This is a genomic window from Shewanella sp. 8A, from assembly GCF_023475945.1.
Classification (GTDB): Bacteria; Pseudomonadota; Gammaproteobacteria; order Enterobacterales; family Shewanellaceae; genus Shewanella; species Shewanella xiamenensis.
Window position 1 is genome coordinate 234,673 of record NZ_JAMDJP010000002.1, and the last position, 24,859, is coordinate 259,531.

Consider the following 24,859-nt stretch of genomic DNA (forward strand, 5'->3'; position numbering starts at 1 on the left):
CACTGTGCCTATGATTCTCGCTTAAGGAATTCTTATGTTGCAAAAAGCAATCGAAGCCGCGATTAAAAATCGGCTATTAGTGGTGTTGGCGCTGCTGGCGGCGGTCGCTGCCAGTGTGGCCATGTTGCCCAAATTGAATCTCGATGCCTTTCCCGATGTCACCAACGTACAGGTGACCATCAATACCGAGGCCGAGGGCTTGGCCGCCGAAGAGGTAGAGAAACTCATCAGTTATCCGGTCGAATCGGCCATGTATGCTTTGCCTGCGGTGACTGAAGTGCGTTCGTTATCGCGCACTGGCTTGTCTATTGTGACGGTCGTTTTTGCTGAGGGCACGGATATTTACTTTGCCCGACAGCAAGTGTTTGAGCAGTTACAGGCGGCGCGGGAGATGATCCCAAGCGGGGTGGGTGTGCCAGAAATTGGCCCTAACACCTCTGGATTGGGGCAGATTTATCAATATATTTTGCGGGCAGATCCAAGTGCAGGCATCAATGCCGCCGAGCTGCGTAGTCTTAACGACTACCTCGTCAAACTTATCTTGATGCCCGTTGGCGGCGTGACCGATGTGTTATCTTTTGGCGGCGAAGTTCGCCAATATCAAGTGCAGGTCGACCCTAATAAGTTGCGTGCTTATGGCTTGTCGATGGCGCAGGTGAGTGAGGCGCTCGAAAGCAATAACCGTAATGCTGGTGGCTGGTTTATGGACCAAGGCCAAGAGCAATTAGTGGTTCGAGGCTATGGTATGTTGCCCGCCGGAGAGGCTGGGCTTGCCTCGATTGCTCAAATTCCACTCACTGAAGTACGTGGCACGCCTGTGCGAGTGGGGGATATTGCTAAGGTCGATTTTGGCAGTGAGATCCGCGTAGGCGCTGTGACGATGACGCGCCGTGATGAGGCGGGGCAGGCGCAAGCCTTGGGCGAAGTGGTGGCGGGCGTAGTGCTTAAACGGATGGGTGCTAACACTAAGGCGACGATTGATGATATTGATGCGCGGATTAATCTGATTGAGCAGGCGTTGCCCAAGGGCGTGTCCTTTGAGGTGTTTTACGACCAAGCAGACTTAGTGGATAAAGCCGTTACCACAGTGCGCGATGCGCTGCTGATGGCTTTTGTGTTTATTGTGGTTATCTTAGCGCTGTTCCTTGTGAATATCCGCGCCACCCTGTTGGTGTTGCTGTCTATCCCTGTATCCATTGGTTTGGCGCTGATGGTGATGTCTTACTATGGCCTTTCAGCCAACTTGATGTCCCTTGGTGGTTTGGCGGTAGCCATTGGTATGTTGGTCGATGGCTCAGTGGTGATGGTTGAGAATATTTTCAAACATTTAACCCAACCGGATCGCCGTCATTTAGCTGAGGCAAGGGCGCGTGCCGATGGTGAAACTGACCCGTACCATGGTGATGAGGATGGGGGTGTTAACGCTGATGACGAACATCAGGGGAATATGGCCGTGCGCATTATGCTGGCGGCGAAAGAAGTGTGCAGTCCTATCTTCTTCGCGACCGCCATCATCATTGTGGTGTTTGCGCCGCTATTTGCGCTGGAAGGGGTTGAGGGCAAGCTGTTCCAACCTATGGCCGTCAGCATTATTTTGGCGATGATTTCCGCCTTGCTGGTGGCATTAATTGCGGTGCCAGCCTTAGCAGTATATCTGTTTAAACGTGGAGTTGTGCTCAAAGAAAGTGTGATCTTAAGGCCGCTGGATAGCGCATATCGCAAACTGCTCAGTGCAACGCTAGCGCGTCCTAAAATGGTGGTACTCAGTGCGGCGCTGATGTTTGTCATGAGCATGGCATTGCTGCCTAGACTCGGCACCGAGTTTGTGCCCGAGTTAGAGGAAGGCACGATTAACCTGAGGGTCACGTTAGCACCCACCGCCAGCCTTGGCACCTCTTTGGATGTCGCACCTAAGCTTGAGGCTTTGCTGCTGGAATTCCCCGAGGTGGAGTATGCCTTAAGCCGAATCGGTGCGCCCGAATTAGGCGGCGATCCTGAGCCTGTCAGCAATATTGAAGTCTATATCGGCCTAAAACCAATAGAAGAATGGCAATCGGCCAGTTCGCGTTTGGAGTTGCAACGGCTGATGGAGGAAAAGCTCAGTGTCTTCCCTGGGCTGCTACTCACCTTCTCACAACCAATTGCAACGCGGGTCGATGAGCTGCTTTCGGGGGTTAAGGCTCAGTTAGCGATTAAACTCTTTGGTCCCGATTTAGAAGTCTTATCTGAAAAGGGCCAAGTGCTGACCGATCTGGTGGCGAAAATCCCTGGTGCTGTGGACGTGTCCCTCGAACAGGTGAGTGGTGAGGCGCAGCTGGTAGTACGGCCAGACCGTTCGCAGCTTGCCCGTTATGGCATCAGTGTCGATCAGGTGATGACACTCGTCAGTCAAGGTATTGGTGGCGCCAGCGCTGGGCAAGTGATCGATGGTAACGCCAGATACGACATTAATTTACGCCTTGCCGCCGAGTTTCGCAGCAGTCCAGATGTGATTAAGGATTTGCTCTTGAGTGGCAGCAATGGCGCAATTGTGCGCTTAGGTGAGGTGGCCAGCGTTGCAGTGGAAATGGCGCCGCCGAATATTCGCCGTGACGATGTGCAGCGCCGAGTGGTGGTGCAAGCGAACGTGGCAGGGCGCGACATGGGCTCTGTGGTAAATGATATTTACGCGCTGGTGCCAAAGGCCGATCTACCTGCTGGATATACTGTGATTGTGGGTGGTCAGTATGAAAATCAGCAGCGGGCACAGCAAAAGCTGATGTTGGTAGTGCCAGTCTCAATCGCCTTGATTGCCTTGCTGTTGTACTTCTCCTTCGGCGCGGTTAAGCAGGTATTACTGATTATGGCGAACGTGCCGCTAGCACTCATCGGCGGTATTGTGGCGTTGTTTGTTAGTGGTACTTATCTGTCGGTGCCAAGCTCCATTGGCTTTATCACGCTGTTTGGGGTGGCTGTGCTCAACGGAGTGGTATTAGTGGATTCGATAAACCAACGCAGGCAGAGCGGCGAGTCGCTCTATGAATCGGTTTATGAAGGCACTGTGGGCCGCTTACGACCAGTATTGATGACGGCATTAACCTCTGCCTTAGGGTTAATTCCGATCTTAGTGTCATCGGGCGTTGGCAGTGAAATCCAAAAGCCGCTAGCGGTGGTGATCATTGGCGGTTTGTTTAGCTCAACGGCGTTGACATTATTGGTATTACCGACCTTATACCGCTGGTTATATCGACACGATAAATTGCCTGACTAGTTGTGGCTGAGTCTTGGCATGATTTTGTGGCAAGTCTCAATGTTAAAGTTTAAAAATCAGCGAGCTATAGTGTGTGATATAGGCTAGGCTTAGCGGTGGTATTAAGGATAAGTATCTCTGGAGAGAGTATGATCGCAGTCATTTTTGAAGTCGTTCCCACGAAAGAAGGAAAGGAAGAGTATCTGCATGTGGCCGCTGAAATGCGCCAGTATTTAGAAGGCCGCAAGGGATTAATTTCGATTGAACGTTTTCAGAGCTTAACCGACGATGGTAAGGTGCTGAGCTTATCGTTTTGGGATGATATGGCTTCTATTACCCAATGGCGTAATCAAATGGCCCACAGCATTGCCGAGCAGACTGGCATAGTGCCTTGTTTGTTTAACGCTTATCGCATCCGTGTCGCCGAAGTGGTGCAAGATTATAGCGAAACCGTGCACGAAGCCGCAGAGTAATCGATACCTGACAGGTTAAAAACAAAACCCATCGAAATCGATGGGTTTTTTATGTTCAATACTCTGCCTAAGTGACTTTTGAGGCTTATTTTTCCTGTTGAGCTTTAAGCAGATCGCGGATCTCAGATAGTAGTTCTTGATCTTTGGTTGGTGCGGGCGGAGCAGAAGGCGCTTCTTCTTGTTTACGTTTTAAGCTGTTAATGGCTTTTAAGCCCATAAAAATCGCGAAGGCGATAATGGTAAAGTCGATAACGGTTTGGATGAATTTACCGTAAGCGATGACAACCGCTGGCGCATCACCTTGGGCAGCGAGGAGCACAACGCTCAGATCACTAAAATTCACCCCCCCTAAAATGATCCCAATCGGCGGCATAATGATATCGGCCACAAAGGATGAGACTATCTTGCCAAAAGCGGCACCGATGATAATACCCACCGCCATATCGATTACATTGCCACGGGATGCAAAAGCCTTGAACTCTTTAAGTAAGCTCATTAGGTTTCCTCCGAAAATATGATTAAATGTTAAATTTTATTGTATTAACTGTATCAGGAAAACCTTAGGGTCTTTTGCTGCCTGTTACCTTGCCAAGCTTATAGGGGCTTAAGGATTAAGGCAATTCTGAGATTAAGGATTTATCCTGCACTGGCAGATTTCACACTCTCAAGGTTACAGTTGTTAATTTCTGTGTGAATGGGTCTATTTTTGCTGACCGATAAATTCTGGCACTTCTAATACTTGTGATCCCCAGCGTTTAAACAAAGAGGCGTAGATAAACTCGATAAAAACGCGGTATTTGCGCGGCAGATAGGCTCGCTTGGGATAGCTGAGTACCACCTTGGTTTGCACCATAGGATAATCGTCAAGGAGTCGCACTAAATAGCCTTTCTCTATCGCCTCTTGGGCAATAATCGACGGCACGGCCGTAATGCCAAGCCCTGCAATGGCAGCTTCGCGGGCAATGGTGACATTATTCACTGTTAATTGCGTGACGGGCTCAATGACTACCCAAGTTTTACCATCAAATAGCTTCCATGCCCCTTCAATATGGGCCGACTGTAAACGAATCGCTTTATGTTTAGCCAAATCCTGTGGCACTTTTGGCGTGCCATGTTCAGCCAAATATTTAGGACTGGCCATTAAGGATTTATAGGCGTTAACTAAGGAATAACTTTGTAGGCGGGTATCACTCGAGTCGGCGATTTGGAATAGCAGATCCACACCTTCTTCTATCACATCCACTTTACGGTTAGTGAGCTCGGCTTCTATGGTGATATCGGGATAAAGGGTTAAAAACTGGGCGAAGATCGGCCCAAGAAACAGTTGGCCTAATTCAATAGGGCATACGATTCTTAGGTTACCTTTGATTAATTGCTGGTGGGCACTGAGCTGATTTTCGGCGCTTTGAAGATCACTTAAGATCTTATTGATTCGATTGTAATAACTTGAACCCGCTTCTGTGAGTTTGAGTGCGCGAGTCGTTCGGAATAATAGCTGAGTACCCGTATCGGCTTCTAGTTCGGCAATTTTGCGACTGACTGTTGCCTTAGTGAGTCCGAGGGCTTTAGCTGCCCCGGTAAAACTACCTTGCTCTACCACTTGAGCAAATATTTGCACCCGATTGAGATCCATGATTGTTACACCTGTGAAACAGTGGGTTGATTTTTAACTACCTAATAAACTTGATGAGACAGTAGTACACTAGTACTCACTAATCAAGGAGTCATTCATGTCCAAAAGTAAGCTCATTATCGCCGTTCCACTATTACTCGCCGCCGCTGCGGGTGGCGGCTATTACTGGTGGACGCAAGTACGTTTTATCGAAACCACTGATAATGCTTATGTTGAGGCCGATATCTCCCATGTGAGCGTAAAAGTGCCAGGTTATGTGGTGTTATCCGATGTGACCGATAACCAGCATGTGCGTAAGGGCGAGTTATTGGCGCAACTTGAAGATAACCAGTTTAGCGCCAAAGTCAGCCAAGCTGAGGCTGCACTTGCCAGTGCCAAAGCCGATCTACAAACCTTAGCCGCTAAGGTGGATCTGCAACATGCGCTGATCAGCCAAGCGAGTGCGGGTGTGGTGGCGGCGCAGGCTGATAAAATTCGTGCCGAGCAACAATTAAGCCGAGCGAAAAAGTTAAAAGTCAGCAATTACAGCTCACAGGACGATGTCGACCAATTACAGGCGGGTTTTGATTCTGCTGCTGCGCGCCTCGATGAAGCCAAGGCGCTGTTAGTGGCTAAAGAACGTGAGCTTGCTGTGTTTAATGCTCAGCTTAATCAAGCTAGCTCTGTGGTTGAGCAGTCGAATGCGGCATTGGAGCTAGCTAACATTCAGCTCAATGATACCCGTGTGACCGCGCCCTTCTCTGGGGTGATTGGTAAACGCGGCGCGATGGTGGGGCAGTATGTGCAGCCCGGCCAAGCACTCTTTAGTTTGGTTCCGGACGGGGCTGTGTGGATCTCGGCGAACTTTAAAGAAACCCAAATCCAACATATGCAACCCGGGCAGTCGGTGCAGGTCAGTCTCGATGCGTTTCCCGACAAAACCTTTACAGGTGTTATCGATAGTCTGTCGCCGGCGTCCGGAGCCAAATTTAGTCTGCTGCCCGCCGAAAATGCCACGGGTAACTTCACCAAAATCGTGCAGCGTATTCCGGTGCGGATCCGTTTAGAGCTCTCAGAAGAAGAGGCGCGTGTCGTCCCTGGGTTAAGTGCGGTGGTGAAGGTCGATACTGCGTCGCATCCGACGACAGCTATCGCTGCAAACGTCGGTCGCTAAGTAGGTCGTTAACATGAGCACAATTGCTGCTGCACCTGAGGCTATCGCCGCGGGGGCTACGCCGAGCGAATATGAGCGTGGTAGTCGCCGTTCGTGGATTGCCGTTTTTGGTGGTTTGATTGGCGCCTTTATGGCGATCCTCGATATTCAAATCACCAATGCCTCGATGAAGGAGATTCAAGGCAGCCTTGGGGCAACGCTTGAGGAAGGCAGTTGGATTTCAACGGCTTATCTGGTTGCCGAGATGATTGCGATTCCGCTCTCGGGCTGGTTAAGCACTGGGCTCTCGGTCAGGCGTTATCTGCTGTGGACCACCGCAGCCTTTATCTTTGCTTCTATCCTGTGTTCGATTTCGTGGAACCTCGAGGCCATGATCGCCTTTCGGGCGTTGCAGGGCTTCTTTGGTGGCGCGTTGATCCCGCTGGCTTTTCGGCTGATCTTAGAATTTTTACCCGAGAATAAACGTGCCGTGGGGATGGCGTTATTCGGGGTGACTGCGACGTTTGCGCCCTCGATTGGCCCAACCTTAGGTGGTTGGTTAACTGAGCATTTTAGTTGGCATTACCTGTTTTATATCAACGTACCGCCAGGATTGCTGGTTATGGCGATGTTGGCCTATGGTCTCGAAAAACGCCCTGTGGTGTGGGACAAGCTGAAAAATGCCGACTTAGCAGGCATTGTCACCATGGCGCTGGGCATGGGTTGCCTCGAGGTGGTGCTTGAGGAGGGAAACCGTAAGGATTGGTTTGGCTCGGATTTGATCCGCAATCTCGCCATCATTGCCGCGGTGAATTTAGTGCTGTTTGTGTGGATCCAACTCAACCGTAAAGATCCTTTAGTGAATTTACGCTTACTCGGTAAACGTGATTTTGTGCTTTCAACCGTGGCGTATTTTTTACTGGGGATGGCGCTCTTTGGCGCGATCTATTTGATCCCACTTTATTTGTCTCAAGTGCATGATTACACACCACTGGAAATTGGTGAGGTGATTATGTGGATGGGATTCCCGCAGTTGTTAGTTTTGCCCTTAGTGCCACGTTTAATGCAACGTTTCGACGGGCGTTACTTAGCCGCCTTCGGCTTTTTTATGTTTGCCCTAAGTTATTACATGAATAGCCAAATGACCGCAGATTACGCTGGGCAGCAGATGATAGCCTCCCAAGTGGTGCGCGCCTTAGGCCAGCCCTTTATCTTAGTGCCTATCGGAATGCTCGCGACTGCGCATTTAAAGCCCCATGAGAATCCTTCGGCTTCGACCGTACTGAACGTGATGCGTAACTTAGGTGGGGCCTTTGGTATCGCCTTGGTGGCGACTTTAACCGATAACTTGGCTCGCGGCCATTTGGCCCATGTGAAGGAATCTTTGCCAGCGGTTAGCACACAGGTGCAGGACTATTTGAATCAGAGTGCCAGTATGTTGCAACAGGGTGGCTCGGATCCCTATACCGCCTCTATGCAGGCCAAGGCATTGTTAGGGCAAACCATGAGTCAGCAGGCCTATATTCAAGCCTATAACGATGTGTTTTTGATTATGGGGGCCCTGTTGTTAATTGCCGTGGTGGCTGTGCTGCTTATCCGTAAACCACAAGGCCCAGTCGCCCACGATGCGGTTATCGAATAACACTGAGTCAGTTTTCGCAATGCGTAACCCTTGCGTCTTAATTCCCCCCAGAATTAAGGCGCTTTTTTATGCGCTGAGCTGTGATAGACTCGAGCTCTTTTCCTGTCGTACGCAGAGCCTTTTTATGTCGATACAAGATTCAGTTGAGTGGCAAATTCTTAAATTTAATCAATTAACTGCCAACACCTTATATGAAATCCTTAAACTGCGAGTCGATGTGTTTGTGGTCGAGCAGGCCTGTGCTTATCCAGAGCTTGATGATAAAGATAGACACCCTGAAACCCAGCATTTAATTGGCCTATCACCTGCGGGCGAGTTACTCACCTATGCCCGTATTTTGCCTCCGGGGCTGAGTTATCCCGAGGCCAGCATTGGCCGAGTGGTGGTGTCATCTGCTGGACGAGGTAAAGGATTGGCAATGCCGTTGATGCAGCGGGCGATCGAATCTGCACTCAGTACTTGGCCCAAGGCGGGGATCCAAATTGGTGCTCAGGATTATCTGAAAAACTTCTACCAGAAACTCGGGTTTAACGTCTGTTCTGAAATGTATTTGGAAGATGGCATTCCCCATATTGATATGCGCTACCAGCCTAAGTAATCTGATTTTAACTAGCTGAATTTACTCTTATTAAGGAAATCAAATGACCACTGTTGCGGACTATAAAATCAATCAACAACAACTCGTTTGCGTCGCGAGCTTTTTAGCGAAAGAAGGCAAAACCGAGGACTTGATTGCTGCGCTCGCCTCGCTGATCCCCGATACCCGCCGTGAAGCCGGTTGTATTCGGTATGAGCTCAACGTCAGCCGTGATGAACCGCGCCGCGTGACCTTTGTGGAGAAGTTTGTTGATATTACTGCCTTCGATCAGCACTGCGCTAAAGAGGCTATTCAACATTATTTCCACCAAGTGATGCCTGAGTTGGTTGAGTCGTTCCAAGTCGAAACCTATCATCAGGTCATCGTCTAAGTGTTTTACCGTGTTATCGCTTAATAAACCTTATGTCGTCAGTAGAATGTATTAATTTACATTGTCTTTGTAGTTTATAGCATTGTATCAGGAGATTTTATTGGTTAGCTTACTGTCTTCGATATTCATTATCGCAACAAAATGTTAAACACTAATTAACTCACGGATGTATACAATGCTAAAAACATGGACACTGAGCCTTATTCCCCTCGTATTTCTCGGTTTGAGCGGTTGTGCATCGACAAATGCTGATACTAACTCTAACTCGAAAGTTACAAATACTGCTGAAAAGAAAGCTGCCAAGGAGTGTGACAAAGTTGCATCTATTGGTTCCAATATTGGACGTTGCAAAAAATAACATCCTGAAGCTTTGGGTTATAAGCATTCTCAATTCAGCTAAATCTGCAATCAATTAGATCAAATTTGTGCGACGGTCTGGTTTGCCATCAGCAGCTACTGATTGACTCCTAAAACACCTGATGAACCCCATCGGGTGTTTTTATTTAAAGGTGTAATGCCGCGGTTAATCGCTCAAAGGAAATGGCAAAACCTGACACATTAACCAGCTTTATTTATTAAAAATCAATTGTTTAATTTTTTGTATGGTTGATGTTTAAGAGTATGGTGCAGAGAATTGAGCTTAACTTATTAGATAATACTGATATTGAGTTGATTCAATCAGTCGTCAAGAGTTGTAATGGAAGAATTTGGCATTACAGTAAGTAGGCTTATCAAACTGTAATGCCAAAATTTATCGCGGGCAGTACTAAGCGTTATTTTGCCGCTTGATATACCTTAATTCGATTTCTTTCAAACGACGATTAAAGTCTTCTAAATGTGCCAACATGGCGGCTTCGGCTTTGGCTTCATCTTTTTCGATAACGGCTTGAACGATAACATCGTGTAAGCCTAAGGGATGGATTTCATCCGTTGGTGGCTCAAACTTTATTGTTTGATTTTTAAGTAAAATCAATAGTGATTTTACAATTGCCTCTAAGAAACGGTTGCCTGACATTTCTGCTAATAAATAATGCACTTCAGAGCGTAAAGCGACAGTCTCGGGATATGCGTACGAGTCATTTTCATGTCGCAATGCTTCATGCAGCGCAATTGCTTGTGCTGGTGTGCAATTTTTAGCTGCCATTCTGGTGACTTGAGGTTCAATCAAAATGCGCGCTTGGCATAATTCGGGGAGTGATAACTTTCCCATCATAAACATGTCATGGCAGGCATCACTTAAACGCTCAAATGTCAGATGTTTAACAAATGCGCCACCCGTTGCACCTTGGCGAATTTCTACCAAGCCGCTCGCTTCAAGGCTCTTAATGGCTTCCCTGACAACGGTTCGACTCACTTGGAATAATTCTATGAGTTCGCGTTCGGATGGTAGTTTATCACCAGCTTTATAATCGCCACCTAAAATAGCATTTTTTAGCTGTTGTCCAACTTCACTAGATGCTTTTATCTGCTTAATTGGCTTGAAGTTATGCACTAGTTTGCCCTCAATATGCTTAGTTCCGCCATCTTAACATAAAAGTACTTTTGAGGCAGAAAATGTACTCTCGCATTTCCTATATTAGTGATTAAAAAACATTCATTTTTGTTGATCGAAGTAACATCTCTATAAATTTCGCAACTAGTTTCTCATATTTGTTCAGTCTTCATTGTTAAGTAAGGTTATACGTCATACATTTCTCCAAAGTGGTTTGGAGTCTGTTTCTTAACCAGTATAGGCATGGCAAACATGTCAACTAATAACAGGAAGATGATGATGAAAATGAAAAGCCTATCTTTTTTTGTGCTGTCTGCTCTTTCTGTATCTGCGTTCGCAGATACAACGATTGATAAAATGTTTAGCGACGGAACGGTTAAAGGAGAATTGCGGTTATTTGATTTTACGCGTGATTATGATGGCGCAACGAATAAAAAACATGATACGTCATTAGGTGGGCTGTTTTATTATAATACTGCTAAAGTTAACGGAATTAGTTTTGGTACTAGCTTTGCCTCTGCTAATCCTATTTGGACTAATGATTCTGATAGTGTTTATGGTTTGGTTGCTCGAGATGAAAATGGCGACCATGATAGTGTCAATCGATTACAAGAATATTTTATTCAAGGTGATTGGTGGAATACTAAATTTAAACTTGGAGCTCAAGAATTAAGAACTCCGATGATGAATCCTCACGATATTAGAGCCATTCCAAGAACCTTTCGTGGTTTTTCTGTTGAAAATAATAGCGTAAATAATCTCACTCTTTCCGCATTGTATATTACGGATTCAATGGGATGGTCTGATAACAGCTTCATATCGGTTAAAGAAGCTGTACAAAGTGAGCTAGCCAGAGCGGGTGTGATTACTGAGGTGGCAGATAACCCTGTTTATGCTCTGGGTGCTAAATATCAGTTACTTTTCGAAGCGGTCAAAACCGAGGTTAATCTTTGGCATTACCGCATGGAAGATGTTTTTAATCAAACCTATGCAAAAGTAAAATTTTCCACTGACATCAGTGCAGTTAATTTTTATCTCACTCCATCTTACTTAACTCAGAAAGCAACGGGTGATGAAACTGGCGGCCCACTAGACACATATCAATATGGTTTCCATCTCGGTGCCAAGTTTGCTGGTGCTGATATCACTTATCTATATGCTAAAACTGGTGATGACACTGTGCTCACTCCATGGGGAGATGAAAAAGTGGTTATTCAACAGGTATATCAATCTGCGCGTGCTGATGAAGAAGTCAATGCATTAAAACTAGCCTATGATTTTGAGAAACTCGGCCTTAATGGATTAGAGGCCTATGCATATTATGGTCAATATGATGTGCCAGAAAATGCTGGTAGTGATTTTAGCGAAATGAACTATTCAATTAGTTATAAATTCTCTGGAGCACTTTCCGGTTTAGGGTTAAAAGCTCGTTATGCCACTATTGATTTTGATCAAGGTGAGAATTTCAATGATGTTCGGTTCTATATTAACTATAAATTTACTTTAGGTCATTAGTACTGAAAACTGCTCCCCTGCAACTTTTTAAGGGTATACCATTGTTTTGGGTATACCTATTTTTTCTTGTGAAATGAATTTTAAATTACTTTTTAATTAGATAATTAAAATTAGAGTATTTATCTATTAAATGGTGAGTTTGAAAATAGTCTGAAGTTGCTTATTAAATAAGGTTAGTTTTTCCATAAATTAAATATTTTGTGAAGTACTGCAAAGATGTTGCTAATACCTCTTTTTATGTATTGTCATATGTCATACATTTAATTGTCGATTGATTGGGTGTTCTTAAGTCAACGCAGCGGTTTTTAGCTTCTAAATACACGTAAAAAATCTGGGCACGAATAGACCCAGCACCATTGTGAGTGCAATACCACTCGTAATGAGGGCAAAGGAGTATCAAATGAGTAATAAATCGAAAGAAATTGATCAATACACAGCGAGTGTGCTTCAAAACGGGATCTCTCGAAGAAGTTTTCTGACTCGAGCGGCAATGGGCAGTGGTGGTTTAGCTTTTGCCTCTTTAGGAATGGGGTCTGCCAGTGCTGCACCACTGCAAGTGGGTGCTGAATGTGCCGAGATTGGCGGTGCTGCCTTAAGTTTTTTACCTAAACCTAAACCGATCGCAGATAAAGATATCGCAACGACTCAAACCTTTGACGTTGTTGTTGTTGTTGGTGCCGGAGCTTCTGGTGTTCCAGCTGCATTATCTGCCAGAGAAAATGGCGCCACAGTTGCCTGTTTACAAAAACAAGCCATTCCTGTTTCACAGGGAAACACTGGTGCTGGTATCGATCTTAAAAACAGTGATAAAGCGGCTATTGAGGCGTTAGTAAGCCGTTTGATGGCTGATAATGCTCACCGCTCGCATCCTGGTTTATTAAGACAATGGGCTTACAACTCCGGTGAAGCAGTCACTTGGGTGATTGATCGAATGAAACAAAGTGGTGGCCAAGTGGTCGATCAGGGTACCAAGGTACAACATGGTATTCGTGGTATTGCGGACCAATCTGATCGTTTAAATTTTGTGACCTCATTCTGTGGCCCTAAACCCTACACAACCGGTGATGGTATTCGTGCACTGGCAAAAACAGCGGAAAAGGCAGGTGTAAAATTCTTCTTTAACACTCCTGCACAACAACTGATCCAAGACGAATCAGGCAAAGTGATCGGTGTTATTGCTCAAACTCGTGATGGTAAGTACCACAAATACATGGCGAAGAAAGGGGTCATCCTGTCTTCTGGTGATTACCAAAATAACAAGGCCATGTGTGATTTCTTTATTCCAGATCTGAAAAACTTTGAACGCAAACAAATGGACCGTACCGGTGATGGCTTTGCCATGGTGTATTGGGCCGGTGGGGTTATTGAACCTGTTGGTCATACCAAAATGTTGCATGACTTCGACGCGGGTCCTGCTTCAATGTGCGATATGCCTTTCTTAGCCGTTAACCGTAAAGGCGAACGCTTCGTTAATGAAACAGTTGAAATGTCATTAATGAATAACTACCTGAAAGATGAGTATAACGCGGGACATTACTCTCAGGTATTTGATTCGGATTACATGACACAAGCTAAGGATTGGCCTGGTCATCTTTATTCTCCAGAGGAGCTTAAGGTTTATATGCCTGAAGTGCCCGGCGAGAAAAAAGGTGTATTCCCTTCTTTGACCAATACCTACGCCGCCAACACCTTAGAAGAATTAGCTGTGAAGTTGGAATGTGATCCCAAAACCTTTGTCGCAAGCGTGAATCGTTACAACGAATTGTGCAAAAAAGGTAAAGACGAAGATTTTGGTAAACCAGCCAGCAAAATGGTTCCAGTGCTTAAACCGCCGTTTTACGGCATTCATCGTCGTATGAGAATTTCAACCTTATGTTCAGGAATTCTGGTGAACGAAAATCATCAAGTACTGGATGCGGATGGTAAAGAAATTCCTGGCCTGTTTATTGTCGGCAACTTGGGTGCGGGCTTCTATGGTGGTGTTGATTACCCATTAACAGTATTCGGTCTGTCTCTGGGACGTTGCTACACCTTTGGCTACTTAGCGGGCAAATACGTCGCGAAACTTTAAACGCCAAATTATCAATAGCGGCTGCTTTTAGTTGGCATCCAGTGACATGAATGATGGAATTTAAAAATGAAAAATCTCACAATTATTTTGGCTCTTGTCTTGGGCATTTTCGCAGCAAGTGCGATAGCAAAAGACAATGTTCTACTCGATCAAACCCATGCTGCAAAAGGGATTAAATGTAACAGTTGCCATGGAACAGGAGAGCGTCAAGCTGTGCCTATGCTTAAGTGTGTGCAATGCCATAACACTGAAAAGCTGGCGCTAAAAACTGAAAACCTGAAACCGACTAACCCCCATAACAACCGTCACTTTGCTACCGAGACGGATTGTGCTAAGTGCCACCACGTACACCAAAAGTCAGAAAATTTATGTGTAAGTTGTCACCCAAGGTTTGATTTGGTTACTCCCTAGAACCTTATCAGCATTAACTTGATATAAAGTATTGCAAATCGAAAATGCCAGTTAATGCTAACTGGCATTTCTTTTGGTCGGGTTTCACGACTTTATGCCTGAGTAACCATTTTTTAATGGCCTTTCCAATGGGTTATTTTCGTACCTACATCATCATCTTCAACGGTTAAGGTATTTATTTTTAGGTTTGTTTTATTAAGCCAGTGAGTGGTTTCTACAAAAATAACTATACATATATGTTTTTTCATATATATTAAATTCCATATGTAATTTTATCTACCTTTGGACTAAACCATGCAACCTGTCGCATTTTTTAAGGCGCTTGCCGATGAAACTCGGTTGAAATGTCTGCTGCTGATCCAGCGGGAAGGGGAATTATGCGTGTGTGAACTGATGGCTGCGCTGTCTGAAAGTCAGCCCAAGGTTTCGCGCCACTTGGCTCAGTTAAAAAAAGCCCGGCTGTTAGTCGATCGACGTCAAGGACAATGGGTGTTTTATCGGATTAATACTGAGATCGCGCCTTGGTGCCAGCAGGTACTTGCCCAAACCTGTGATGATAACGACATCTTTTTGCAGGAGAACCTGCGTAATCTCTGTCAAATGGGTGGGCGGCCTGAGCGAGCAAAAGCGTGTTGTTAATATAACTTTTGAAACGTACAGGATTGGAGTTTGTCATGGCGGCTATAGAACAATATGTGGAGCTAAACCCCGATTTTAACGTGCTTTTTTTGTGCACACATAATGCTTGTCGGAGCATTTTAGCGGAGGCCATTGCTCGGCAACTGGCATTGGGGTTGCCACTGACTTTTATGAGTGCTGGCAGCGCCCCATCGGGCAAGGTCCATCCTATGACCCTGAAACATCTTCAGCAACATGGGTATTCAACCGCAGGCCTTCACAGTAAAAGTTGGGAGGCGTTAGCTGACTTCTCGCCGGATCTGGTTATCACCGTTTGTGATAGTGCAGCGGGCGAAACTTGCCCTTTATGGCTAGGAAATACCCCGAAATTGCACTGGGGATTACCCGATCCAAGCCAGCTGAACGTTGAAGATCAAGATGTCTTATTTTTTAAAATAATCAGATTGTTAGAGGGACGGATAGGTGCTTTGCTGCGTGTTGATTTAAAGGCCGAGCCTAGGGTTTTATCGGCAGCATTACAGCAAATTGTACTTGCCCACCCGTTAGTCGATTAAGAGGTTTATATGGGAATTTTTGAGCGTTATTTAAGTGTTTGGGTCGGGCTGAGCATTATTGCTGGGGTTGTGTTGGGGAATGTTGTCCCCGGTGTATTTGCTGCTGTAGCCGCGCTTGAATATGCCCATGTTAATTTAGTCATCGCCCTGTTTATCTGGGTAATGATTTATCCCATGATGGTGCAGATTGATTTTTCTGCGGTGAAAGATGTTGGCAAAGCGCCGAAGGGATTGATGTTAACGCTTTTCATCAACTGGCTCGTTAAACCTTTTACTATGGCATTGTTAGGCTGGTTATTTTTCAAGTTGCTATTTGCCGACTGGGTTGATCCGCAAACCGCCAGTGAATATATCGCGGGAATGATATTACTCGGTGTGGCGCCTTGTACTGCAATGGTGTTTGTGTGGAGTCAACTGACTAAAGGTGACCCGAACTATACGCTAGTACAAGTCTCTGTTAACGATATCATTATGGTGTTTTTATTTGCGCCACTCTCGGCATTATTACTCGGTGTGAGCGATATTCAAGTGCCATGGGAAACCCTGTTACTTTCGGTTGTCCTCTATGTGTTATTGCCTTTGATTGCGGGTGTTGCGACTCGAAAACGCCTTGAGACGCGCCATGATACGAGTGCTGTGCCGCAGTTACTGGCTAAACTCAAACCTTGGTCTGTGATTGGGCTACTCGCGACGGTTGTGCTGTTATTTGGTTTTCAAGCGAAGACCATTGTGAGTCAACCTCAGAATATTCTACTCATAGCTATCCCTTTGATTATTCAAAGCTATGGCATTTTTATCTTGGCCTATTGGCTAGCCTTAAAACTAAAACTTACCCATGCGATTGCGGCACCAGCGAGCATGATTGGCTCTTCTAACTTTTTTGAGCTGGCGGTCGCTGTGGCTATTTCATTATTTGGTCTGCACTCGGGAGCGGCTCTCGCGACTGTGGTTGGGGTATTAGTTGAGGTGCCTGTGATGTTGTCGCTGGTGTATTTTGCGAATCGCACTCGGCACTGGTTTCAATCTTAATAAATCGCAGGGTGTAGGTCTGCATTGTTTTAAGGAGCGATATGTTCCAAATATTTACTGATTTTGCGACTTGGCTAGTGTTTGGCGTGTTTGGCCTCGATGCGGGTTCGGCCTTGGGCGACGCAGTGCATTTTTTTGTTGAAGATGTCAGTAAAATTTTCGTATTGCTGGTGGTGATGATTTATGTGATCGCCCTGCTGCGGGCGTCCTTAGATGTTGAGCGAGTCCGCAATTATTTAGCGGGTAAGAATAAGGGCGTGGGTTATTTGCTTGGGTCGATTTTTGGTGCCATCACGCCTTTTTGTTCTTGCTCTAGCATACCTGTGTTTTTAGGTTTTACCTCGGCGGGTATTCCCCTTGGGATTACTATGGCCTTTTTGATCACTTCACCTTTGATCAATGAAGTTGCTGTCCTATTACTAATGAGTTTACTCGGTTGGAAATTTACCTTGCTCTATGTGGTTGTGGGGATGGCAGTGGGTATGCTCGGCGGATTATTGCTAGATGCGATGAAGGCTGAGCGTTGGTTGCAATCCTTCGCCGCCGAAGCCCTCGTCCGTGGGCGTCAGATGACAGCATCAAATGCTGTTTCAACGACTCAGCGAGCCCTCTCTTTTTCTGAACGTCATCAATTTGCCAAAGCTGAGGCGATTGATATTTTTGGCCGCGTCTGGAAGTGGGTCATTATCGGCGTAGGTCTTGGCGCTGCCCTGCACGGTTGTGTACCTGAGGGGTGGGTTGAAACCCACTTAGGCCAAGGTCAATGGTGGTCAGTGCCCGCGGCTGTATTAATCGGCATTCCCCTTTATTCGAATGCGACAGGCATTATTCCTGTCATGGAAAGCTTGCTAGCAAACGGTCTGCCAATTGGCACTACGCTAGCATTTTGTATGAGCACTGTGGCAGCCAGTTTTCCCGAATTTATTTTACTCAAACAAGTTATGCAGTGGCGCCTGTTGGCGCTGCTGTTGATTGTGCTATTAACGGCATTTACGTTAGTAGGTTGGATGTTTAATTTTGCAGCACCGTATCTTTAAGGAAATAACATGAAACAAGTCAAAGTATTAGGTAGTGGTTGCGCTAAATGTAGTAAAACCGCTGAAATGATTGCAGATATATCTGAAGAAATGGGCATAGATGTGATTGTGAAAAAGGATGCCGATCCGCAAACCCTATTGAAATTTAACGTAATGAAAACCCCAGCGGTTGTGATCGATGGTGAGTTAATCCACAGCGGCTCAGTACCGACCCGAGATGAAATTGAAGGATGGCTAAGGGAGTAAATTAGAACCCATTTTAGCCAATCAAGGCTTGCTTTGGCCTAGCAATAATGGTTGTTAACAAGATGCGCCATTGTCATCTATTAGGGGTGGCAATGGCGATGTAATCGCTTAAGTAAAAAGTCCGTAATACTCATAACATATTAAAAATTAATAATATAAAACTCACAATCAGCATATTGGAATATCATCATGGCAATCAAAATCGGCATTAATGGCTTCGGCCGTATGGGGCGTTTAGCCCTGCGCGCGGCATGGGACTGGGATGAGGTGGAGTTTGTGCAGATTAACGATCCCGCGGGGGATGCGGCCACCTTAGCCCATTTGCTTGAGTTTGATTCTGTCCATGGCCGCTGGTGTTATTCCGTGACGGCGAGTAATGATCAGATCCACATTCAAGATAAAAGCATTCGCACCACACGTAATAAAACGATTGCCGAGACCGATTGGGCGGGATGCGATGTAGTGATTGAAGCCTCTGGGGTGATGAAAACCAAAGCCTTATTACAAGCCTATTTAGATCAAGGTGTTAAGCGGGTGGTTGTCACTGCTCCCGTAAAAGAAGAGGGCGTGTTAAATGTGGTGATGGGCGTGAACCATCAGTTATATGACCCAGCCATGCACCCAATCGTCACTGCAGCCTCTTGCACCACTAATTGTCTTGCGCCTGTGGTGAAAGTGATCCACGAGCAGATCGGCATCAAACACGGTTCTATGACGACTATCCACGATATTACTAACACTCAAACCATTCTCGATGCGCCACATAAAGATTTACGTCGCGCCCGCGCCTGTGGTTTGAGTTTAATCCCAACCACCACTGGCAGCGCGACGGCGATTACCCATATTTTCCCTGAGCTTAAGGGCAAGCTAAATGGCCACGCCGTGCGGGTGCCGCTCGCCAATGCCTCTCTAACCGATTGTGTATTTGAGCTTGAACGCAGCGTGACCGAAGAAGAAGTGAATGCGCTGCTACAAACCGCCGCTGAGGGCGAGCTTAAGGGGATTTTAGGCTATGAAGAGCGGCCGCTGGTGTCGGTGGATTACAAAACCGATCCGCGTTCGAGCATTGTCGATGCGCTCTCGACCATGGTGGTGAATGGTACTCAGCTAAAACTCTACGTGTGGTACGACAATGAATGGGGATATGCCAACCGTACGGCAGAGCTCGCCCGTTTAGTCGGTCAGCTTGATGTGCCACTTTAGGAGAGCATAGTGCCTGCTGCCAAGCTATTTGAACAACTGATGCAATTGCCCGCCGCCGTGCGGCAATATTTGCTGATCACCTTCAATTATTGGAGTTTTACCTTAACCGACGGCGCGCTGCGGATGTTGGTGGTGCTGCATTTTCACGATCTCGGTTATACGCCATTCGCGATTGCGATGTTGTTCTTATTCTATGAGATTTTTGGCGTCGTAACCAATCTGGTGGGCGGCTATCTCGGTGCGCGTTTAGGGTTAAATCGCACCATGAACCTCGGTCTTGGCATGCAGGTCATGGCATTAGGAATGTTATTGGTACCTGCCGCCAGTTTACCGCTGTGGCTCGCGGGCGTGCCCTGGGTGATGGCGGCGCAGGCGCTTTCTGGAGTTGCTAAAGATCTCAATAAGATGAGTGCTAAAAGCGCGATCAAACTGCTAGTACCAAAAGGCGAGCAGGGCAAGCTTTATAAGTGGGTTGCCTTGTTAACGGGTTCTAAAAATGCCCTCAAGGGCGCGGGATTTTTCCTCGGTGGCGTTTTGCTTGCCTTGCTTGGATTTGAGCTGGCGATCGCCACTATGGCGAGTATGCTCGGGCTCGTATGGCTACTCAGTTTAGTGATGCTGAAGAAGGATTTAGGTAAAGCCAAGAATAAGCCTAAATTTACGGAGATTTTCTCTAAGAGTCGCAGTGTGAACATTCTCTCGGCGGCACGATTATTCCTGTTTGCCGCCAGGGATGTGTGGTTTGTGGTGGCGCTGCCTGTGTATCTAGCGAGTAAATTTGGCTGGGATCATTGGGCAGTGGGCGGCTTTTTAGCTGTGTGGGTTATCGGCTACGGTATAGTACAAACCTTGGCGCCTAAGATCACTGGGAATCACCAACACCAAAGCTTAGCCGTCGGTGCTGTACCCGATGGTCGCAGCGCGTTAATTTGGGCCAGTATCTTGGCCTTTATCCCGGCATTGATTGCCAGTGCGATACAGTTTAGTTTTTACCCTGAAGCCAGTTTGTTGCTGGGCTTAATGCTATTTGGTGCTCTGTTTGCGGTGAACTCGTCGCTGCACAGTTATTTGATTGTGAGTTATGCCAGCGAAGAGGCGGTATCCCTCGATGTTGGATTTTATTATATGGCCAACGCTATGGGGCGTTTGGTGGGAACTGTACTTTCTGGCTGGGTGTATCAGAGTCATGGGCTGGTGGCCTGCTTATGGATGTCGACAGCCTTTATCGCGACTACGGCCTTGATTTCTATTAAGTTGCCTCGACAAGCGAAGGAATAACAAGATGTTAATCTGGCGAAAGCACTTCAAGGGGAAGAGTTCGATTGGCTTAGTCTGTATTGTTTCGCTACTTGCAGCCTTTGTTGCGCCACTCTGTGCATCGGTTTCCCCAACGTTAAGTCCCAAAGAGGCCGACATACCCAATCTCGCTTCAACATCCATTCGAGATTGGAAAAATCCAGCCTACATCACCCAAGCTTTCGATGAGATAGCCCTTAAAAATGAATACGATAAAGATCAGCACCGAGTACGAAAATGGCAAAAACCCGTGCGCGTCTTTGTTGAGCACCAAGTTGGCGACAATGCACTGCATGCGCAATTGGTGCAGATGCATCTAAGTCATCTTGCGCAAATCACGGGTCACAGTATTTTGCAGGTAGATAAGCTCGAAGAGGCTAATTTACATTTAGTCTTTACCCGCCAATCCCAATGGGCCGATGAGGTGATGCGCCTCATGGGCGCGAGTGCCGCCAGTAATATTCATGGCTCTGTTTGTATGGGCAAATTTGCCCTCAACTCTCAGAATGAGATTGAGCGCGCCTGGGTAATTATTCCCGTGGATCAGGCAAAAATGCATGGTAAGTTAGTGGCTTGTATCGTCGAAGAAATCACTCAAGTACTTGGTTTACCCAATGATTCTGAAAAAGTATTTCCGTCCATCTTTAACGATAAAACCCCGCAGGACTTACTCACTGGGCTCGATTATATTTTGCTGAAATTACTCTACAGTCGCCAGATTAACGCGGGGATGACGGCAAAAGAAGTGCAACCCATCATTCAAGAGCAACTCGCTCAATGGCAGCGTGATGGCACCTTAATCAATGCCGATAAAACCGTGCGCCAAGGTGAGTTGTACCCGCTATTAGGTTATTGATGCTTGAGTGTTACGGCAAAAGTTGACATTGCTCGCATGCGACTAATTATTGCTTTTTGTTTTAGGAATAAGGGCATAGTCTAGCTTTATACGAGGTAATCACGTTGGAGGCACACCATGCGGATGACACTGCAGTTTTTAGGGGCGACAGAGGAAGTGACCGGCTCATGCCATTTGCTCTCGGTCGATCATGAACACTTATTACTCGATTGTGGTTTAATCCAAGGTGGTAAAGCGGATGAATTGCGTAACCATGAGCCCTTCACCTTCGATCCTGAGTCTATTTCCGCGGTTGTGCTCAGCCATGCTCATATCGACCATTCAGGGCGTTTACCACTCTTAGTCAAAGCGGGTTTTGATGGGCCAATCTACACCCATAAAGCCACAGCAGAGCTGTGCGCGATCATGCTTAAAGATGCGGCAATGCTGCAGGTGCGCGACACCGAAAGAACCAATAAAAAGCGTGCTAAACATGATCTTGACCCCCTAGAGCCACTGTTCACCGTCGAAGATGCCGAACAGGCCATTAGTCAATTTGTGCCGCTGGAATACGGCCAAGTGACTCAGGTTATTCCCCATGTGGATATTTGCCTCTCAGATGCGGGGCATATTTTAGGTTCTGCCTTAGTCGAGTTATGGTTAGGCGAAGGTAAGTCCCAGAAGAAAATCGTCTTTAGTGGTGATCTTGGCCGGGCGGGTATGCCGATATTACGTAATCCCACCTTAGTCGACACCGCAGATTTAGTGTTAATGGAAAGCACCTACGGCGATCGTTTTCACCGAAGCTGGACTGATACTCTGGCCGAATTAAAGGCGATTTTTGCTAAGGCAGTCACCGAGAGCCGCGGTAATATTCTTTTGCCAGCCTTCTCTGTGGGGCGAGCGCAGGAGCTTTTATATCTATTTCATTTATATGCTAAAGATTGGGATTTATCTCGCTGGAAAGTCTGCCTCGATAGTCCAATGGCGATTGAGGCAACACGGGTATATGTTAATAACTATCCGTTAATGGATGATGATTTTAAGCGTTTTACTCGCCAGCATCCGGGGCAACATCCCTTATTATCGAATGTCGAATTTATTCAAACTACTGAAGAGTCTATCGCATTAAACGATGTGCATCAGGGCTTGATCATTATTGCGGGTAGCGGCATGTGTAATGGTGGCCGTATCCGTAGTCATTTGGAACATAATCTGTGGCGGCCAGAATGTGATGTGATTATCTGTGGTTTCCAAGCGCTTGGCACGCCTGGACGAGCCTTGGTCGATGGCGCTGAGGAGCTCACTATCCATGGTAATAGCGTCAAAGTTGCCGCCAAGTTACATACCGTCGGAGGCTTATCGGCCCATGCGGATCAGGCAGAGTTGCTACGTTGGTATCGGCACTTTGAAGATCAACCACCTTTAGTGCTAGTGCATGGCGAGGCCCAAGCACAACAGGGATTAGTGACCGTCATGAATCAAGATCCGAAAACTAAACCTAAGGCACTGGCTATTGCCACCCGTGGCGATAAGTTGGATTTGAACGCCTTACCCAAACTGATGTGGATAACAACTTAAGCGATAGGCCACAGCCCGAAGAGGGCTGTGGCAAAATGACTTGATTAGTCTGAGTTATTATCAAACTCTGTATCGTCGAATAACTCTAAGCTTGGATCGATACTAGGCACATCTTTAAATAGGCGGGTGAAGTGACGTTGCACCCCTTTCAGATCGATACCTGCCAATCCTGAGGCGAAACCAAACCAAGCATACAAGCCGCTGAAGTTGTCGAACATGGGCGGCAAATATTTTGGTGGCGTAATGATGCCTTCTTGGCAGGCTTGATAGAGAACGGGAATATCCTCAATGGCGAGTTTGCCCAAAAACAGCATAGGGATAAGTTCGGGTAAACCCGATGTGATGGCGCTGCGGATAAAGTTGATGTTCTCAACATAACCACGCACATAGGAAATATCTTTGGTAAAAAAGCTGCCGCCTTCGACCATACCGCCACGAAACACCCTTTGTGTGACTCGATAACTATCCTTAGCGCTAAGATTTAACTCTCTAAAATAGTTAAATACTTCAATAAAGTTGGCCCCATTTTCCGCCATATCTACCGCTGCGACACGGTCGCTAATACGGCGGGCACGGCCTGGGTTTGAGCTTAGGGTGAGCATTTCGAGTAATACAGCAAGCCCTTCTTGGGTGGCTGCTACGCGGGGAGAGCCGACGCTGAGCCAAGTAGCATGGGGTTGAGCTCGACCATTGAGCGTGGTGCCCACATGCACCCAACCTTCATGAACTTCGTACACATTGAGATCTGACTCGCTGAACATGGCTTTACTATTGAGTTTGACCGTATCGCCTCCCACTGCGGCGTCAGACACAATCCCGTCACTCAAACGCACCCGCATATCATCGCTATGGAAGTATTTTTCCAATCGCTGGCTCAGCACATTCACGGCTTCGGGGGCACTGATGATTTTGGGGTGATGCTTATTCATATGCCGCGCAGCGGGCAATGAGAAGATATAACTGAGTTTATCGCCCAATTGACGTAGAGTGTGGCGATCGCCATGTAATCTGTGGCTGGCGCTGCCGTAGAGTTCTTGGCTAAGCTGACCAAAGACAGGGGTCCCTCGATGACCCAGCATATCGACCACCAGACGATACTGGTCTACGTTAGCGACTAATATCTTGCCCAGCTTGTCTTTTTTGCCTAAACGTCGATGAATGTCTTGTTTGAGAGAAAGTAATTCAGCCTGTGTTTTTACGGGATCGAAGGGCAGAGCAATTTTTTGATAAAAATCCTGTGTAATTGCTGGCAGAACCGTGCCTTTACTAGAAAGAAAACGCTCCTCCATTTCCCGCGGCCATTTGATGGCGTCTAAAATCTTGATCGGGGTTTGAATGCGGATCAGCTCATCGGAAAAGCGACGTAAATCTTCTTGGTACTGGGCTAGTGACTCTGACATTCCCGAAATCCTGTTGCTACTTAGGCGCTAAAATTAGTTCAATCATAGCGGTAAAGTCGTTGTTTTTATAGGTTTCTTACCCAGAACAATTAAATCTTGTCGATTAAGTATCTTATCTGCTATCGATTTAGTGAATCATTTTGGTGCAATATGAATTGTTTTAGCCTGAAAATGGCGAATATTTTTTATGCAAGTAACTGTTAAATATTGTGTTATCCCAATGAGATGAAGACTAATTAGTTTATGCTAAAAGGTTATAAAGTCTGTGTGAGATGATTATGGCTGCACTGTGCTATTTGAGAAACGATGCAGCAGTGCATGCGTTGGTGGTGCCGATTTAACGGTAGCTGATAAAACTAGGCTGACACAGGTTTATAAAATGAGGAAAAGTCGGCTTGGTAAATCAGTGTTAACGTTTGCACCCAGCCCCAAGGAGCTGGGTGAAGGTTTGGATAACAGTCGTGAACTTAAAC

Annotated in this window: 22 protein-coding genes; 18 read left to right on the forward strand and 4 right to left on the reverse strand. The window is 46.4% G+C overall.

All coding sequences use genetic code 11. The features are described 5' to 3' along the window. Window positions 1-34: 34 nt before the first annotated feature. On the forward strand, window positions 35-3,250 hold the full coding sequence (locus M0413_RS02560; RefSeq protein WP_249553089.1) for an efflux RND transporter permease subunit: 3,216 nt from the start codon (window positions 35-37) through the stop codon (window positions 3,248-3,250). 128 nt (window positions 3,251-3,378) lie between these two features. Beyond that, entirely contained in the window at window positions 3,379-3,702 is a 324-nt protein-coding gene (locus M0413_RS02565) for an antibiotic biosynthesis monooxygenase family protein (protein WP_037413966.1), read from the forward strand. 85 nt (window positions 3,703-3,787) lie between these two features. On the opposite strand, the gene mscL is transcribed toward M0413_RS02565, so the two are convergent. Both mscL and M0413_RS02575 read right to left on the reverse strand, forming a co-directional pair. Continuing rightward, the gene (mscL, locus tag M0413_RS02570) at window positions 3,788-4,198 is read right to left on the reverse strand and encodes a large-conductance mechanosensitive channel protein MscL (RefSeq protein WP_037413967.1); all 411 of its coding nucleotides are present in this window, start codon (window positions 4,196-4,198) and stop codon (window positions 3,788-3,790) included. A gap of 204 nt (window positions 4,199-4,402) precedes the next feature. After that, window positions 4,403-5,335 (reverse strand): LysR family transcriptional regulator, encoded by a 933-nt coding sequence (locus M0413_RS02575; RefSeq protein WP_088586195.1) that lies wholly within the window; start codon window positions 5,333-5,335, stop codon window positions 4,403-4,405. Window positions 5,336-5,432: 97 nt separating this feature from the next. On the opposite strand from M0413_RS02575, the gene M0413_RS02580 reads away from it, so the two are divergent. The 4 genes from M0413_RS02580 to M0413_RS02595 all read left to right on the forward strand — a co-directional run bounded on the left by M0413_RS02580 (window position 5,433) and on the right by M0413_RS02595 (window position 9,077). Then, a complete protein-coding gene (locus tag M0413_RS02580) occupies window positions 5,433-6,488 on the forward strand; it encodes an HlyD family secretion protein (protein ID WP_249553091.1) in 1,056 nt (351 codons plus the stop codon). A gap of 13 nt (window positions 6,489-6,501) precedes the next feature. Beyond that, window positions 6,502-8,109 (forward strand): DHA2 family efflux MFS transporter permease subunit, encoded by a 1,608-nt coding sequence (locus M0413_RS02585; protein ID WP_249553093.1) that lies wholly within the window; start codon window positions 6,502-6,504, stop codon window positions 8,107-8,109. Between the two features lie 124 nt (window positions 8,110-8,233). Further along, on the forward strand, window positions 8,234-8,707 hold the full coding sequence (locus M0413_RS02590; RefSeq protein ID WP_249553095.1) for a GNAT family N-acetyltransferase: 474 nt from the start codon (window positions 8,234-8,236) through the stop codon (window positions 8,705-8,707). A 43-nt stretch (window positions 8,708-8,750) separates the two neighbouring features. Beyond that, window positions 8,751-9,077, forward strand: coding sequence for a putative quinol monooxygenase (locus M0413_RS02595; protein ID WP_249553096.1), 327 nt, complete (start codon window positions 8,751-8,753; stop codon window positions 9,075-9,077). 766 nt (window positions 9,078-9,843) lie between these two features. Here M0413_RS02595 and M0413_RS02600 read toward each other — a convergent pair. Next, the gene (locus M0413_RS02600) at window positions 9,844-10,569 is read right to left on the reverse strand and encodes a FadR/GntR family transcriptional regulator (RefSeq protein WP_088586193.1); all 726 of its coding nucleotides are present in this window, start codon (window positions 10,567-10,569) and stop codon (window positions 9,844-9,846) included. Window positions 10,570-10,821: 252 nt separating this feature from the next. Here M0413_RS02600 and M0413_RS02605 point away from each other — a divergent pair, with 252 nt between their 5' ends. The 12 genes from M0413_RS02605 (at window position 10,822) to M0413_RS02660 (ending at window position 22,986) form a co-directional block, all read left to right on the forward strand. Next, window positions 10,822-12,084 carry an OprD family outer membrane porin gene (locus M0413_RS02605; protein ID WP_249553097.1) on the forward strand — a complete coding sequence of 421 codons (1,263 nt, stop codon included), beginning with the start codon at window positions 10,822-10,824 and terminating at the stop codon, window positions 12,082-12,084. A 400-nt stretch (window positions 12,085-12,484) separates the two neighbouring features. Beyond that, the gene (locus M0413_RS02610; RefSeq protein WP_249553098.1) at window positions 12,485-14,155 is read left to right on the forward strand and encodes an FAD-binding protein; all 1,671 of its coding nucleotides are present in this window, start codon (window positions 12,485-12,487) and stop codon (window positions 14,153-14,155) included. 66 nt (window positions 14,156-14,221) lie between these two features. Next, window positions 14,222-14,566: a cytochrome c3 family protein gene (locus M0413_RS02615; RefSeq protein ID WP_037413986.1), complete on the forward strand. Its 345-nt coding sequence runs from the start codon at window positions 14,222-14,224 to the stop codon at window positions 14,564-14,566. A gap of 294 nt (window positions 14,567-14,860) precedes the next feature. After that, window positions 14,861-15,205 (forward strand): metalloregulator ArsR/SmtB family transcription factor, encoded by a 345-nt coding sequence (locus M0413_RS02620; RefSeq protein WP_037413988.1) that lies wholly within the window; start codon window positions 14,861-14,863, stop codon window positions 15,203-15,205. A 35-nt stretch (window positions 15,206-15,240) separates the two neighbouring features. Continuing rightward, window positions 15,241-15,759 (forward strand): arsenate reductase ArsC, encoded by a 519-nt coding sequence (locus M0413_RS02625; RefSeq protein ID WP_249553099.1) that lies wholly within the window; start codon window positions 15,241-15,243, stop codon window positions 15,757-15,759. Between the two features lie 9 nt (window positions 15,760-15,768). Beyond that, window positions 15,769-16,788 carry an ACR3 family arsenite efflux transporter gene (gene arsB, locus M0413_RS02630; protein ID WP_037413989.1) on the forward strand — a complete coding sequence of 340 codons (1,020 nt, stop codon included), beginning with the start codon at window positions 15,769-15,771 and terminating at the stop codon, window positions 16,786-16,788. Window positions 16,789-16,829: 41 nt separating this feature from the next. Next, on the forward strand, window positions 16,830-17,825 hold the full coding sequence (locus tag M0413_RS02635) for a permease (protein WP_249553100.1): 996 nt from the start codon (window positions 16,830-16,832) through the stop codon (window positions 17,823-17,825). 9 nt (window positions 17,826-17,834) lie between these two features. Further along, complete coding sequence (locus M0413_RS02640; RefSeq protein WP_037413994.1) at window positions 17,835-18,071, forward strand: thioredoxin family protein; 237 nt, start codon at window positions 17,835-17,837, stop codon at window positions 18,069-18,071. 189 nt (window positions 18,072-18,260) lie between these two features. Continuing rightward, complete coding sequence (locus M0413_RS02645; RefSeq protein WP_069453690.1) at window positions 18,261-19,274, forward strand: ArsJ-associated glyceraldehyde-3-phosphate dehydrogenase; 1,014 nt, start codon at window positions 18,261-18,263, stop codon at window positions 19,272-19,274. Between the two features lie 9 nt (window positions 19,275-19,283). Then, window positions 19,284-20,552, forward strand: a complete 1,269-nt coding sequence (gene arsJ, locus M0413_RS02650) for an organoarsenical effux MFS transporter ArsJ (protein WP_249553101.1) — start codon at window positions 19,284-19,286, stop codon at window positions 20,550-20,552. Between the two features lie 4 nt (window positions 20,553-20,556). Further along, window positions 20,557-21,426: a DUF2927 domain-containing protein gene (locus M0413_RS02655; protein WP_037413998.1), complete on the forward strand. Its 870-nt coding sequence runs from the start codon at window positions 20,557-20,559 to the stop codon at window positions 21,424-21,426. Between the two features lie 117 nt (window positions 21,427-21,543). After that, the gene (locus tag M0413_RS02660) at window positions 21,544-22,986 is read left to right on the forward strand and encodes an MBL fold metallo-hydrolase RNA specificity domain-containing protein (protein WP_069453687.1); all 1,443 of its coding nucleotides are present in this window, start codon (window positions 21,544-21,546) and stop codon (window positions 22,984-22,986) included. Window positions 22,987-23,030: 44 nt separating this feature from the next. On the opposite strand, the gene M0413_RS02665 is transcribed toward M0413_RS02660, so the two are convergent. Continuing rightward, complete coding sequence (locus tag M0413_RS02665) at window positions 23,031-24,386, reverse strand: flavohemoglobin expression-modulating QEGLA motif protein (protein ID WP_069453686.1); 1,356 nt, start codon at window positions 24,384-24,386, stop codon at window positions 23,031-23,033. Window positions 24,387-24,859: the final 473 nt, after the last annotated feature.